This is a genomic window from Georgenia deserti, assembly GCF_042680605.1.
Taxonomy (GTDB): Bacteria; Actinomycetota; Actinomycetes; order Actinomycetales; family Actinomycetaceae; genus Allobogoriella; species Allobogoriella deserti.
In genome coordinates this window covers 439,485-454,303 of the sequence record NZ_JBHUEE010000001.1, presented here as the reverse complement: position 1 = coordinate 454,303, position 14,819 = coordinate 439,485, and the positions used below count along the sequence as shown (strand labels likewise).

Sequence of the window (14,819 nt, the reverse complement as noted above, 5' to 3'; positions counted from 1 at the left end):
CGAGCCTCCGCTCCGACTCACGCAGGAACTGATCGACAGCAGGTTGCCCCGCTCGTGCGATCGCTTGGTTCGCCAGCCCCGTGAGCTCTGACTGTCCTTCGAGCTCGTCAGGTCCGCCGTGCCGACTCGTACAGCCGATCCGCCGCCCGTACCACGTCCGACCAGTCCGCGGCCGGTGGGACCTCGCGCGTGTGCCGGAGGATGGCGGCGAGCAGACCCTTCTCGGTCGCGAGGCGCACCAACGCGTCGGCCAGGGCTTGGTCGGCAGCGGCGTCATCGAGCCCGTCCGCGCGGTCGGGCGTGAGCAGTCCGTCGACGCCGTCGGTGACGAACTGGCTGATCCCGGTGCCACGACCGGCGACCACGGCGAGCCCGGCTGCCCGGGCCTCGAGCGCGGCGATCCCGAACGCCTCCAGCCGCGCGGGCGCGAGGAACACGTGCCGTCCGGCGTACCGGGACGCCAGCTCCGTGCGGGGTAGCCGGCCCAGGACCGAGACCACGTCACCGAGTCCCCGTCGCTCCACCTCGGAGCGCACCGCGGAGGTCGCCGGCCCGCCGCCGATGAGCTCGGCGTGCACGCGCGGGCGGCCGGCCTCGTCCCGGCCGAGCCGCTCGTGCACCGCGGCGAGGATGCGCACCAGCGGCACCGCCCGCTTGCGTGGCGCCAGTCGCTGCGTGGCGACCACCCGGAGCGGCCCGGAGACTTCCGCATGTCCGGGCCGCTCGTCTTCCGACCGCTCGACTCCCGACACTGCCGGCTCCGCACTCCCGGACGAGGGCACCGGTCCGCCGGCATCCGGGCTCCAAGACACCACGTCCAACCCGTTGGGCACGACGGCGACATCGTCCCTGCCGAGGACGGCGGCCACCCGCTCGGCCGCCACCCCGGAGACCGCGCTCGCCGCGAATCGGGCGCGACCCCACCCGAGCACCCGGGCCCCCGCGGCGTAGAACGGTGCGATGCCGTCCAGCATGCAGTGCCAGGTGACCGCCAGCGGCAACCCGGCACGGCGGGCGGCGCGGGCGCCGGCGTAGGCGAACGGCGAGACCACTCCGGCGTGGACGTGGACGACATCGGGCTGCAGTGCGCGCAGCACCGGCGGCAGCAGCAGGTCCTCGAGCGGATGGAAGGGCAGTCCGAAGGTCGCCACCGAGGCCAGCCGGTGAACCGTGACCCCGTCGACCGTCGTCGTCACCGCCCGGCGGCCACCACCGGGCAGCGCGGGATCCGCCGTCGCCGTGAGCACGTGGACGTCCGCCCCGCGCCGCGCCTGCTCCACCGCCAGGTCGTGGACCTGGGTCTCGATGCCGCCCACGCGCGGAGGAAAGCAGTCCGAGACATGCACGATCCGCCGGGTGCCCTGCGGCGGGTGGGCGCCGCCGTCGGCCTTCCGGCTCATATCGCCGCCGTCGCCGGGCTCAGTCTCCGGACTCAATCTCGCAGACTCATTCCCACTCGATGGTGCCCGGCGGCTTGGACGTGACGTCCAGCACCACGCGGTTGACCTCCGGGACAGTGTTGGTGATCCGGTTCGAGATCGTGGCGAGCACCTCGTAGGGCACCCGCGACCAATCGGCCGTCATGGCGTCCTCGGAGGAGACCGGGCGCAGCACGATCGGGTGGCCGTACGTCCGCCCGTCGCCCTGGACCCCGACGGAGTGCACGTCGGCGAGGAGGACCACCGGGCACTGCCAGATGTCCCGGTCCAGCCCGGCCCGGGTCAGCTCCTCACGCGCGATCGCGTCCGCGGCCCGCAGGATCTCCAGGCGCTCGTGGGTCACCTCGCCGATGATCCGGATCCCGAGGCCGGGCCCCGGAAACGGCTGGCGCCAGACGATACCCTCGGGCACCCCCAGCTCGAGGCCGACGGCCCGGACCTCGTCCTTGAACAGGGTGCGCAGCGGCTCGATGAGGTCGAACTGCAGGTCGTCCGGCAGCCCGCCGACGTTGTGGTGGCTCTTGATGTTCGCCGCGCCCTCACCGCCGCCGGACTCGACGACGTCCGGGTAGAGGGTGCCCTGGACGAGGTACTTCACCTCACCGGTCGTGGTTCCCTCCGCGTCCGCCTGGGCGACCACCTCGCGCGCGGCCTTCTCGAACGTGCGGATGAACTCGCGCCCGATGATCTTGCGCTTCGCCTCGGGGTCGGTGACGCCCGCGAGCGCGGCCAGGAAGGTCTCGGAGGCGTCGACGACCTTGAGATTGACGCCGGTCGCGGCGACGAAGTCCTGCTCGACCTGCTCGGCCTCGCCCGCCCGGAGCAACCCGTGGTCGACGAAGACGCAGGTGAGCTGATCGCCCACGGCCTTGTGCACCAGCGCGGCCGCCACCGACGAGTCCACGCCGCCGGAGAGACCGCAGATCACGCGGTCGCCCCCGACGGCAGCCCGGATCGCCTCGACCTGCTCGGCGATGACGTTGCCGGGGGTCCACTCGGGCCGCAGACCGGCGCCGTCGTACAGGAACCGCTCGAGGGCCTCCTGCCCGAGGACGGAGTGCTTGACCTCCGGGTGCCACTGCATGCCGTACAACCGGCGACGGCGGTCCTCGAACGCCGCGACGGGCGAGCCCTCGGAGGTGGCGAGGACGTCGAATCCTTCGGGTGCGGCGTGGACCGAGTCGCCGTGGGACATCCACACGGTCTGCCGCTCCGGGGAGCCCGCGAGGAGCTGCGACCCGGACCCGCCGGGCACGTCCACGACGGTACCGCCGTACTCGCGGGTGCCGGTGCGCGCGACCTCGCCGCCGAGGGCGCGCGCCATGGACTGGAAGCCGTAGCAGATACCCAGGACGGGCACGCCGGTCTCGAACAGCGCGGGATCGGTCGCCGGGGCACCGTCCTCGTAGACCGAGGACGGCCCGCCCGAGAGGATGATGGCCGCCGGATCCTTGGCGAGCATCTGATCGACCGGCATGGAGTGCGGGACGATCTCGGAGTAGACGCTGGCCTCACGCACGCGCCGCGCGATGAGCTGGGCGTATTGCGCGCCGTAGTCGACCACGAGCACCGGGCGCGGCATGACGGGCTCCGCCGCAGGGGTCGCGGTCCCCGGCTCGGCCGGGGCGGGTGCGGCGTCAGGATCCTCGGCGCGCGCCGGCTCGACCGGCTCTGGAGTGCTCACGCCCGCCAGGATATCGACCGTGACGGCCCGGTCCGTGACCGGCCCCGCCTGCCGGTCAAGCCTCCCGTGCCCGGCGCTCCTGCAAGGCGGCGACGCGCTCGAGGATGCCCGGCAGGTCGGCGGTGAACCACCGCTCGGCGCGACGTTCCATGACGAAGGACAGAATCGGGACCACGCCGCCCGCGATGAGCACCACGACCCGCCCGAGGTCCCAGCGCATGATCGACCAGAGGTTGAAGACGGTGGCGAGGTAGATCACGTAGATCCAACCGTGGACGATCGCCACCCACGTGCCGAGCACGGGCTCGTCGCCGTTGAGGTGCAGGACGTACTTCATGACCATCTCCGCGCACAGCAGGAGCAGCATGCCGCCGGTCACGAACGCCATGACGCGGTAGTAGCGGAAGGCGCCACGAGCCTTGCCCTCACGCTCGGCGACGGCGGAGTTCGGCTGGCGGGCGGGCTCGGTGGTCACGGTTCTCCTCGGCGTGGTGTTTCCTCCAGTTTCGCAGACGCGGGGACGGTGCGGCCGCGGCAGATCGTCACGTGCACCCGGCGGGGGGGTTGACCTCAATTAATGTTGAGGTCTGAGACTGGTGATCATGACCTTGACCGAGTCCTCCCGCCGTACCGGCCGCACCACGGCACGCCCTCGCCGGCGCACCGAGCGCAGCGGGCACCGAAAAGCCGTGGCTGCGCGTCAGGGGCCGTCCGTAGGCTGGCTGCTCGTGCTGACTCCCCTGCGCGGCCACCCGGGCCACCCGCCGCTGACGAGTCCGGGCGCCTACCTGCGGTGGGTGTTCCGGCAGCAGGCCGGGGTAACCACGTTCGCGTCGGTCTTCGCCGTCCTCGAGGCCGCGTCGCTCGCCGCGGTCCCGCTGCTGCTGGGCATGGCGCTGGACGCGGGACTCAGCAGCGGCGTCTCCCCTGAGCTGCTCGTCGCGGGCGGCTGGCTGCTGCTCGCGGGCCTGGTCGGCGCTGCGGCCAGCGCCCTGATGCACATCGGCGAGACGTCGGGCTGGATCCACGGCGCGTTCCGCACCTCCCGGCTGGTCGGCCACCACGTCACCCGGACCGGTGACGCCGTCTCCGAGGACCTGCCCACCGGCGAGGTCGTCTCGACCGTGGCGTCGGACGCCTTCCACGTCGGCAACATGATGGAAGTCTTCCCGCGGTTCGTCGGTTCGGTGGTCGCGTTCGTCCTCGTCGCGGTCATCGTCCTGCAGCAGTCGGTCCCGCTCGGGCTGGTGATCCTCCTCGGCCTGCCGGTGACGACGGCGATCCTCGCCCTCCTGGTCCGTCCGCTGCACGTGCGGCAGGCCAGACAGCGCGAGGAGACCGGGCGCCTGACCGCCCTTGGGTCGGACACCGTCTCGGGCCTGCGCGTGCTGCGCGGCATCGGCGGGGAGGACGTCTTCGCCCGCCGCTACGCCGAGCAGTCCCAGCGGGTCCGCACCGCCGGTGTCGCGGTGGCCGGCACCTCCTCCATCCTGCAGGCGATGCAGGTCCTCCTGCCCGGCCTCTTCGTCGCCGGGGTGGTCTGGTACGGCGCCCATCTCGCCATCGCCGGCACGATCACCCCGGGACAGCTCGTGGCGTTCTACGGCTACACCGCCTTCCTGGCCGAGCCGCTGCGTGCCGCTACCCAGTTCATGCAGCTCGTCACCCGCGCGCGGGTGGGCGCGCGCAAGATCATCCGGGTGCTCAGCGTGCAGCCGGCGGCCGGGTCGATCGCCGAGTCCGAGGTCGCCGACGGCGGGCACACGCCCCCGCGCGACCGGGACTCCGACAGCATGCACGACGGCGGCACGCCGGCCGGCCCCGGAATGCCCCTGGTGGACCTCACCACCGGCGTACGCCTCGTCGCCGGCCGGACCACCGTCGTCGTGTCCGAGCGGCCCGAGGAGTCGGCGGCGCTGGCCACGCGCCTCGGCCGGTTCGACGACACCGGCGGGGAGGTGCTCTACGGCGGTGTTCCGCTGACCGCCATGCCACTGGCCGAGGTCCGGCGGCGGATCGTGGTCGGGGACGCCACGCCCCAGCTCTTCACCGGCACGCTGCGCCAGGAACTCGACATCCGCGACCGCGCGGACGACGCCGCACTCCACCGCGCGCTGGAGGTGGCCGACGCCCACGATGTGCTCACCTCCGTCCCGGGTGGGCTCGACGGTGAGATCGCGGAGAAGGGCCGATCCCTCTCCGGAGGGCAACGCCAGCGCGTCGCCCTGGCCCGCGCCCTGCTGGCCGAGCCGGAGACGCTGGTACTCATCGAGCCGACCTCGGCCGTGGACGCGCATACGGAGGCCCGGATCGCCGAGCGTCTCGCCGCCCACCGCGCCGGCCGCACCACGGTGATCGTCTCGGCCTCGCCGCTGGTCCTGGAGCACGCGGACGACGTCGTCTTCCTCGACGGTGGCCGCGAGCGCGCGCGAGGCCGGCACCGCGATCTACTCGACCGGGCGGCCGCCGGGGAGACGGACGCCGCCCGCTACCACGCGGTCGTCACCCGGCAGACCGCCGGGGCCTCGACCGCGAGCGCTTCCTCGGCGGGCACCCCACCGACCGCCGGCCATGCCACCCCGGCAACGCCGGCCGGCTCAGGACAGGAGGTGCGCTGATGCACCTGCCCATCGCCGACACTCCGACGGTCCGGCGCCTCGCGCTCGACCTGCTGCGTCGCTACCGAGGACGCCTGGCACGCGTCGTGGGGCTGCAGGCCCTGGCGACCGTCGGCGCCCTCGCGCTGCCGTTCCTGCTGGGCCGGCTGGTCGACGCCGTCGCGACCGGGACCACGGCCGACGTCGTCAACCGGCTCGGCTGGGTGCTGGTCGCCGTGGTGCTGGTCCAGGCGGTGATGACCAGGTTCGCCCACCGCGCGGCGATGGTGCTCGGCGAGGAGGTCTTCGCCGAACTGCGCGAGACCTTCCTGACCACCGTGACCCATCTCCCGCTGTCCACGGTCGAGCGTGCCGGGACCGGGGATCTGCTCGGCCGCACCACGAACGACGTCGACCGCATCCAGTGGATGGTCCGCTTCGGCGTGCCGCAGGTGCTCGTGATGTCCGCGACCATCCTGCTCACCGTGTTGGCCGCGGTACTCGCCTCGCCGCTCGTGGCGATCGCAATGGTGGCCGGTGTCCCGATCCTCGTGATCGTCACGCGCCGGTACCTGCGCCGCGCGACACCCGCCTACCTGCGTAACTCCGCCGCCTGGGCCCGGATGAACGGCACGCTGACCGAGTCGGTCGAGCACGCCCGCACCATCGACGCCCTGGCGCTCGGCCCACGCCGCCGCCGGCACACCGACGAGGTGATCAACCACACCTGGGAGACCGAGGTGGTCACGCTCCGGCTGCGCGTGACGCTGTTCTTCTGGCTCGGCGTCTCGTTCATGCTGCCGGTCGCCGCCACCGTGCTGTGGGGCGCCTGGCTGGTCGGCCTCGACCTGGCCACCGTGGGCGCGGTGACCACGGTCGCGCTGTACACGATGCAGGTACGGCCGGCGGTCTCCGAACTGCTCTTCTGGGTGGACGAGATGCAGGTGGCCGTAGCGAGCCTCGCGCGGATCTTCGGGGTCGGCCTTGTGGAGCCGGACCGGGCCCCCTCCGGTGAGCGGCCGGCGGACGGCCGGATCGAGGCCGAGCAGGTGCGCTACGCCTACCGGGAGGGTCAGGACGTGCTGCACGGGGTGGACCTGGACCTCGTACCCGGGGAGCGGCTCGCGGTCGTCGGCCCGTCCGGTGCCGGCAAGTCCACGCTCGGCCGGATGCTCGCCGGCATCCACCCGCCCACCGGCGGCCGCGTCACGGTCGGCGACGTCCCGCTCGTCGACCTGCCGGAGGAGGACCTGCGCTCGCACGTCGCCCTGGTGACGCAGGAGCACCACGTGTTCGTCGGCACGCTCGCGGACAATCTGCGTCTGGCGGACGCCGCGGCGGACGAGGAACGGATGTGCCGGGCGCTCGCCGCCGTCGACGCGACCGACTGGGTGAACGGGCTCGACCACGGCCTCGAGACGAAGGTGGGCTCCGGCGGCAAGGAGCTCACGCCCGCCCAGGCGCAGCAGCTCGCTCTGGCGCGCCTGGTGCTGCTCGACCCCCACACGCTGGTCCTGGACGAGGCAACGTCGCTGCTCGATCCACGCGCGGCACGGCACCTGGAGCGGTCGCTCTCGGCGGTGCTGGAGGGCCGCACCGTGGTCGCGATCGCGCACCGGCTGCACACCGCGCACGACGCCGACCGCGTGGCCGTGGTCGAGGACGGGCGGATCGTCGAGCTCGGACCGCACGAGGAGCTGGTCGCGGCCGAGGGCGAGTACGCCGCCCTGTGGCGGTCCTGGCAGCAGGACTGAGCCCGACGCAGGGCTCCGCCCTCACCGTCCCCGGGCGGGTTCCCCCGACGCCTCGTGCTCGGCCGCGCCGTCGTCCGCACCGTCCGGCCGGGCCAGTTCCGCGTCCTCCCGGCGGCCGCGGACGTCGTCGCGAAGCATCCGCCCCCACAGGGCGAGGGCGAAGCCGCCGAAGACGACCCACTCGACGGCGTACGCGAGATTCTGCAGATTCAGCCCGGTGCTCTCGGCCTGACCGGGCGGCGGCGCGTGCCGCAGGCCGGTCGGCGAGACGTCGGCGCGGGCGCCACCGGGCTCCTCGGTGAACTCGACGAGATATCCGCTCCATGTCGGGCCGCCCCAGAGCCCGGCCAGCTCGGCCGAGCTGATCGATCCGACGACGTTGTCCGCCGCACCGGCAGGCTGTGCCTGTTCGCTGTCGCGGAGCCAGCCGGTGACGCGTTGCTCTCCGTCGGGGACCTCGAGCACCCGCGCGGTCTCCTGCCCGGCAGGCTCGGCCTCATCGCCGGCGATGTCGACGTCGCCCGGGTCGATCCAGCCGCGCAGCACCGGGATCATGGCTCCGGCGTGCGGGCCCTGGTTGACCCACAGGGCGGTGACCACGAGCACCGCGTCCTGTCCGTCGACCGACCGGCCGGTCACGTACACCTGCTGGTCGGTCCGGTACTCGCCGGTGACCTCCACCGGGACGCCCAGCTGGTCCGCGTGGAACGTCGTCTGGGGCGTCAGGACGTCTGCGAGGGGCCGCACGTCCTGGTCGAGGACGGCCTGGTGCTCGGCCTCGGCCTGTTCCTCACCACGGACGCTCGCCCGGTCGAGCTGCCAGGCGCCCAGGCGCACGCACACCGCCGCGGCGGCGAGGAGCAGCACCAGCAGCCCGAGCATGCGCGGGGTGAGCGCGGAGCGGAGGACGTCGCGAGCCGTCCCGTCCGCCGCGGGCTGCTGGCGGGGACCGGGGGTCGTCACCGCACCAGGTTACGTCGGCCCAGCCGCGGCCACGGGGCACGACGGCGCGCCCGTCGCACGAGTGCGACGCGCTCTCGGCCTGCCGACCTGGCGGATATTGGGCCAGACTGGGCGCGTAGGCCCGACTGCCCCGTCCGGGGCGGCCGACCACGACGACGAGGGAGATCGGCATGACCACGACGACGTCACCGTCCACCGGTCGATCGGGAGCCACCTGGCCCACGCGAGCCGACGCGAATCCGGGCCCGCTCGAGGATGCCACCCTCGAGCAGATCGACGCCTGGTGGCGCGCGGCGAACTACCTGTCGGTGGGCCAGATCTACCTGCTGAACAACCCGCTGCTGCGCACCACGTTGCGCAAGGAGGACGTCAAGCCGCGTCTCCTCGGCCATTGGGGAACCACCCCCGGCCTGAACTTCCTCTACGCCCACATGAACCGCGCCATCGCCGAGCGTGAGTTGAACGCGTTCTACCTCACCGGGCCGGGCCACGGCGGGCCGGGCCTGGTGGCGAACACCTACCTCGAGGGCACCTACTCCGAGACCTATCCGGAGATCACCCAGGACGAGGAGGGGATGCGGCGCCTGTTCCGCCAGTTCTCCTTCCCCGGCGGAATCCCGTCGCACGTGGCACCGGAGACGCCCGGCTCGATCCACGAGGGCGGGGAACTGGGGTACGCGTTGTCCCACGCCTACGGCGCGGTGTTCGACAACCCCGACCTGCTCGCCTTCACCGTCGTCGGCGACGGCGAGGCCGAGACCGGGCCGCTGGCCACCTCCTGGCACTCCAACAAATGGCTCAACCCCGCCCGCGACGGCGTCGTGCTGCCGGTGCTGCACCTCAACGGCTACAAGATCGCCAACCCGACCGTGCTCGCCCGCATCCCCGACGACGAGCTCGCCGAGCTCATGCGCGGGTACGGCCACAACCCGCACTTCTTCTCCGGTGGCTTCGACGATGAGGACCCCGCTGCGGTCCATCGCCGGTTCGCCGAATTGCTCGACACCGTCCTCGACGAGATCGCGCAGATCAAAGCTCAGGCGGCGCAGGACCCCGACGGCGAGCGGCCCCGCTGGCCCATGATCGTCTTCCGCACCCCGAAGGGGTGGACGGGCCCGAAGACCATCGACGGCAAGATGACGGAGAACCACTGGCGCTCGCACCAGGTCCCGCTCGCCTCCGCGCGCGACACCGACGAGCACCTGCACGACCTCGAGCAGTGGCTGCGCTCGTACCGCGCGGAGGAGCTCTTCGACGCCACCGGCCGGCTCAAGGCGGAGATCGCCTCGCTCGCACCGGCCGGCCACCTGCGGATGGGCGCCAACCCGAGCACCAACGGCGGCCTGCTGCTCAAGGATCTGCGCATGCCGGACTGGCGGGACTTCGCCGTCGACGTGACCACACACGGTGCTCCCATGGCCGAGGCCACCCGCGTCCTCGGGGAGTTCCTGCGTGAGCTGGTCCGGCTCAACCCGGACAGCTTCCGCATCTTCGGCCCGGACGAGACCGCCTCGAACCGCCTGCAAGCGGTCTACGACGCCACCGACAAGCAGTGGAACGCCGGGTACCTGGACACGGACGAGGGCGACCACCTCGCCCGCGCCGGCCGGGTGATGGAGATGCTCTCCGAGCACCAGTGCCAGGGGTGGCTCGAGGGGTACCTGCTCACCGGCCGGCACGGGATGATGAGCTCTTACGAGGCGTTCATCCACATCGTCGACTCGATGGTCAACCAGCACGCCAAGTGGCTGAAGGTCACCAACCACATCCCGTGGCGCCGCCCGCTCGCGTCCCTGAACTACTTGCTGTCCTCGCACGTGTGGCGCCAGGACCACAACGGGTTCTCGCACCAGGACCCCGGCTTCATCGACCACGTGGTGAACAAGAAGGCGGAGATCGTGCGGGTCTACCTGCCGCCGGACACCAACTCCCTGCTGTCCACGTTCGACCACGTGCTGCGTTCCAAGCAGTACGTCAACGTCGTCGTGGCCGGCAAGCAGCCGGGGCCGAGCTACCTCAGCGTCGACGAGGCGATCAAGCACTGCACGCGCGGCCTGGGCATCTGGGAATGGGCCGGCACGGAACGGCCTGGCGAAGAGCCCGACGTCGTCCTCGCGTGCGCCGGGGACGTGCCGACGCTGGAGACCCTCGCCGCGGCGAGCATCCTGCGCGAGGAGATCCCCGACCTCAAGGTCCGGGTGGTCAACGTCGTCGACCTCATGCGGCTGCAGGACGAGAAGGAGCACCCGCACGGGCTGTCCCACTCCGACTTCGACGCGATCTTCACCGCCGACAAGCCGGTGATCTTCGCCTACCACGGCTACCCGTGGCTCATCCATCGCCTGACCTACCGGCGCAACGGGCACCCGAACCTGCACGTACGCGGGTACAAGGAGGAGGGCACGACGACGACGCCGTTCGACATGGTCATGCTCAACGACCTGGACCGCTACCACCTGGTCATCGACGTCCTCGACCGCACCCCCGGGCTCGTGGAGCGGTACGGGACGTTGAAGCAGCAGATGATCGACGCCCGCCTCGACGCGCGGCAGTACACCCGCGAGTACGGCGAGGACATCCCGCACGTGCGCGACTGGGTCTGGCCCGACGTGGGCGAGACCGCCACGGAGCTCGGTGGCCCGAACGCCAGCCAGACCACCGGCGCGGACAACGAGTAATCCTCGATGGGGCGCAGCATCTACATCGCCTCCTCCGAGGGGCACACCGGAAAGTCCGCGATCGCTCTCGGCCTGGTGCAGCTCTTCGCCGCACGGGTGGAGAGCGTCGGGGTCTTCCGGCCGGTCACCCGCAGCCGGTCCGGACGGGACACGGTGGTCGAGCTGCTGCTCGACCAGGGCCTGGACCTCGCCTACGACGACGCGTTGGCGGTGACCTACGACGACGTCCACGCCGACGCCGACGGGGCACTGAGCCGCATCGTGGACGCCTTCCCGCCGGTGGCGCGTGAGCACGAGGTGACGATCGTCGTCGGGTCGGACTACACCGACGTCGCGGCGCCGGCGGAGCTGGCGTTCAACGCACGCGTGGCCGCGAACCTCGGCGCCCCGGTCCTGCTGGTGGTCTCCGGCGTCGATCGCACGGCCGAGGAGATCGTGCGTGTGGTGGAGGCCTCGACGGCGGAGATCGCTCACGAGCACGCCCGGACGGTCGGCGTCGTGGTCAACCGGTGCCCCCCGGACCTCGTCGAGGAGGTGCGTGGCCGGCTGTCCGCCGAGGGCCGGGCCGCGTGGGTGCTGCCCGAGGTGCCGTTGCTGTCCGCACCGACGGTGCGTGACCTGCTCGCGGCGCTGGACGGTGACCTGCTGCTCGGTGACGAGGCCCTGCTCGACCGCGAGGCCGAGCACATGCTCGTCGCCGGGATGAACACCGAGCACATCCTCGAGCGGCTGCACGACGGGCAACTGTGCATCGCCGCGGCGGACCGGCCGGAGGTGCTCGTCACACTGGTCGCGGCGCACGCCTCCGATCAGTACCCCACACTCGCCGGCATCGTCCTCAACGGACGGTTCCGTCCCCCGGAGCAGGTGCTGCGGATGGTCGAGGGGCTCGGGCAGCGTCTGCCGATCATGACGACGCCGCACGACACCTACCCGACGGCGTCCCTGGTGGCACGCACGCGGGGGACGTTCTCGCGCGGCACGCAGCGCAAGCGCGACATCGCACTGGCACTGTTCGAGGAGCACGTGGACTCCGACCGGCTGCTGGCCGCGCTCGAGGTGCCGGTCTCCGAGGTCGTCACGCCACTGATGTTCGAGTCGCGGCTGATCGAACGAGCCCGCGAGAGCCCGCGGCACATCGTGCTGCCGGAGGGTGACGACGACCGGATCCTACGGGCCGCCTCGACACTGCTCTCCCGCCGGGTGGCCGAGCTGACGCTGCTGGGCAACCCGACGCAGGTACGCGCCCGCGCCGCCGAACTCGGGCTCGATCTCGACGGCGCGGAGGTGATCGACCCGGCCACCTCGGACCTGCTCGAGGATTTCGCCGGCGAGTACGCCAGGCTGCGCGCCCACAAGGGCATGACGGTCGAGCGGGCCCGTGAGGTGGTCCAGGACGTCTCCTACTTCGGGACGATGATGGTCCACACCGGCGCGGCGCACGGCATGGTCTCCGGCGCCGCGCACACCACGGCACACACCATCCGGCCCTCGTTCGAGATCATCAAGACCTCCCCGGGCACCTCGATCGTCTCCTCGGTGTTCTTCATGTGCCTTGCGGACCGCGTCCTGGTCTACGGTGACTGCGCGGTCAACCCGGAACCGACCGCCGAGCAGCTCGCCGACATCGCCATCTCCTCGGCGCAGACCTCCGCCCGGTTCGAGGTCACCCCGCGGGTGGCGATGCTGTCCTACTCGACCGGCGAGTCCGGCTCCGGGGCGGAGGTGGACAAGGTGCGCACGGCGACCGAGCTGGTCCGCCGGCGACGGCCGGACCTCGTGGTCGAGGGACCGATCCAGTACGACGCCGCGGTCGACGCCTCGGTGGCGGCGGCGAAGCTGCCCGGCTCGGACGTGGCCGGCCGGGCCACCGTGTTCGTCTTCCCGGACCTCAACACCGGCAACAACACCTACAAGGCGGTCCAGCGCACGGCCGGCGCCGTCGCCGTCGGGCCGGTGCTGCAGGGGCTGAACAAGCCGGTCAACGACCTCTCCCGCGGGGCCCTGGTCCGCGACATCGTCAACACGGTGGCGATCACCGCCGTGCAGTCGCAGGCGCCCGAGGACGGGAGTGCGGCATGACCGGCGGCACCGGCACGGTCCTGGTCATCAATTCGGGGTCCTCCTCGATCAAGTACAAGCTGCTCGAACCGGGATCCGGTGACGTGCTCGCCTCCGGCCTCGTGGAGCGGATCGGCGAGGACAGCGGCCACGTCGAGCACACCGCCGGGACGCGGACCACCGAGCGATCGGACCCGGTGCCCGATCACGGCGCCGGGCTGCGCACCGTCCTGGACCTGTTCGAGGAGGCGGGGCCCTCGCTCGCCGAGGCGGGCATCGTGGCCGTCGGCCACCGGGTGGTCCAGGGCGGGCTGCGCTACGACGGGCCCGTCCTCATCGACAATTCCGTGACCCGCGAGATCGAGCGCCTCTCCCCCGTCGCGCCGCTGCACAACCCGGCGAACCTGGCCGGTATCGAGGTGGCCCGGGAGCTGCTGCCGGACGTCCCGCACGTCGCGATCTTCGACACGGCGTTCTTCCGGTCGCTGCCGGCGCGTGCGGCCACCTACGCGCTGGACCGGAAGGTGGCCACGGACCACCGGATCCGCCGCTACGGGGCGCACGGCACCTCGCACGAGTACGTCTCGGGACGCGTGCACGACCTGCTCGGCCGGGACGACCTGCGCCAGGTCGTGCTGCACCTGGGCAACGGCGCATCCGCATCGGCGGTGGTGGGCGGCCGTGCCGTGGACACCTCGATGGGCCTGACGCCGTTGGAAGGGCTGGTGATGGGCACCCGCACGGGCGACATCGACCCGGCCGTGGTCTTCCATCTCGTGCGGAACACGGACATGAGCCTCGGCGAGGTCGACGACTTGCTCAACCGCCGGTCCGGCATGAAGGGGTTGACCGGGCACAACGACATGCGTGAGGTGTGGCGCCTGGTCGACGCCGGCGACGCCGACGCCGCGCTGGCGATCGAGGTCTACCTGCACCGGTTGCGCAAGTACGTCGGCGCCTACGCCGCCGTCATGGGCGGGATCGACACGCTGACGTTCACCGCCGGGGTCGGCGAGCACGACGGCCGCGTCCGCAGCGGGCTGGCCGAGGGGCTGGAGTTCCTCGGTGTCGAGGTGGACGCCGCACGCAACGAGGCGGACTCGGCCGGGGAGCGGATCATCTCACCGGAGGGCGCGGCGGTGACCGTACTGGTCGTCCCCACGAACGAGGAGCTCGCCATCGCCCGCCAGGCCGCCTCGCTGCGCTGACCGCCCTGACCCGCGACTCGTCAACTCTGTGCCGACTCGTCAATCCTGTGCCGACTCGGGCCCAGCCCCCCTCGTCACTCGCACCTCGACTCGTCCATCGTGGTCGCGCAGCGGCCGGCCCCCGAACCAAGAGGCGTCGCATGGCGCCGACGTAGCGCATCGCCATGTACTGCTGGCCCAGCCGGGCCGCGGTTCCGAACGCCGCGAGCAGGCGGTGTGCGGTCACCGACTCCGACGAGACGCGGAAGCGCAGGCGTCCGCCGTCGGTCGCCAGCTCGAACGTCTGCTCGCCGCGCTCCGCGTGCCCGGGCAGGGTGCGGTAGGTCAGGCGAGCCGTGGACTCTGTCTCGGTCAGCTCGATGACCTCGTCGGTGCCGCCCATCCGCGCGAACCGCGGGCCGAGCACGAGCTCGAGACGACGCCGCCGCGGCCGGT

10 protein-coding genes are annotated in these 14,819 nt (G+C 72.1%); 5 read left to right on the top strand and 5 right to left on the bottom strand.

Annotated elements, in window-relative coordinates; translation table 11 throughout:
• Positions 1 to 107: 107 nt before the first annotated feature.
• The 3 genes from ACFSE6_RS02190 to ACFSE6_RS02180 form a co-directional block, all read right to left on the bottom strand.
• Positions 108 to 1,400 carry a glycosyltransferase family 4 protein gene (locus ACFSE6_RS02190; protein WP_388002058.1) on the bottom strand — a complete coding sequence of 431 codons (1,293 nt, stop codon included), beginning with the start codon at positions 1,398 to 1,400 and terminating at the stop codon, positions 108 to 110.
• A gap of 46 nt (positions 1,401 to 1,446) precedes the next feature.
• Positions 1,447 to 3,021: a glutamine-hydrolyzing GMP synthase gene (guaA, locus tag ACFSE6_RS02185; protein WP_388002354.1), complete on the bottom strand. Its 1,575-nt coding sequence runs from the start codon at positions 3,019 to 3,021 to the stop codon at positions 1,447 to 1,449.
• 157 nt (positions 3,022 to 3,178) lie between these two features.
• A complete protein-coding gene (locus tag ACFSE6_RS02180) occupies positions 3,179 to 3,598 on the bottom strand; it encodes a DUF3817 domain-containing protein (protein ID WP_388002057.1) in 420 nt (139 codons plus the stop codon).
• Between the two features lie 127 nt (positions 3,599 to 3,725).
• Between ACFSE6_RS02180 and ACFSE6_RS02175 the strand changes: the two genes are divergently transcribed.
• Positions 3,726 to 5,741, top strand: a complete 2,016-nt coding sequence (locus ACFSE6_RS02175; protein WP_388002056.1) for an ABC transporter ATP-binding protein — start codon at positions 3,726 to 3,728, stop codon at positions 5,739 to 5,741.
• Positions 5,741 to 7,474, top strand: a complete 1,734-nt coding sequence (locus ACFSE6_RS02170) for an ABC transporter ATP-binding protein (RefSeq protein ID WP_388002055.1) — start codon at positions 5,741 to 5,743, stop codon at positions 7,472 to 7,474. Before ACFSE6_RS02175 ends, ACFSE6_RS02170 begins: the two co-directional genes overlap by 1 nt.
• Positions 7,475 to 7,495: 21 nt before the next feature.
• Here the strand turns inward: ACFSE6_RS02170 and ACFSE6_RS02165 are convergent, their stop codons facing one another.
• A complete protein-coding gene (locus tag ACFSE6_RS02165) occupies positions 7,496 to 8,437 on the bottom strand; it encodes an SURF1 family protein (RefSeq protein ID WP_388002054.1) in 942 nt (313 codons plus the stop codon).
• Between the two features lie 170 nt (positions 8,438 to 8,607).
• On the opposite strand from ACFSE6_RS02165, the gene ACFSE6_RS02160 reads away from it, so the two are divergent.
• Genes ACFSE6_RS02160 through ACFSE6_RS02150 form a run of 3 tightly spaced genes read left to right on the top strand, consistent with a single transcriptional unit; the run spans position 8,608 to position 14,384 of the window.
• The gene (locus ACFSE6_RS02160; protein WP_388002053.1) at positions 8,608 to 11,115 is read left to right on the top strand and encodes a phosphoketolase family protein; all 2,508 of its coding nucleotides are present in this window, start codon (positions 8,608 to 8,610) and stop codon (positions 11,113 to 11,115) included.
• A gap of 6 nt (positions 11,116 to 11,121) precedes the next feature.
• The gene (gene pta, locus ACFSE6_RS02155; protein ID WP_388002052.1) at positions 11,122 to 13,197 is read left to right on the top strand and encodes a phosphate acetyltransferase; all 2,076 of its coding nucleotides are present in this window, start codon (positions 11,122 to 11,124) and stop codon (positions 13,195 to 13,197) included.
• Entirely contained in the window at positions 13,194 to 14,384 is a 1,191-nt protein-coding gene (locus ACFSE6_RS02150; protein ID WP_388002051.1) for an acetate/propionate family kinase, read from the top strand. The genes pta and ACFSE6_RS02150 overlap by 4 nt, the downstream gene beginning before the upstream one ends.
• On the opposite strand, the gene ACFSE6_RS02145 is transcribed toward ACFSE6_RS02150, so the two are convergent.
• Entirely contained in the window at positions 14,293 to 14,790 is a 498-nt protein-coding gene (locus ACFSE6_RS02145; RefSeq protein WP_388002050.1) for a DUF1990 family protein, read from the bottom strand. The genes ACFSE6_RS02150 and ACFSE6_RS02145 overlap by 92 nt on opposite strands.
• Positions 14,791 to 14,819 lie beyond the last annotated feature (29 nt).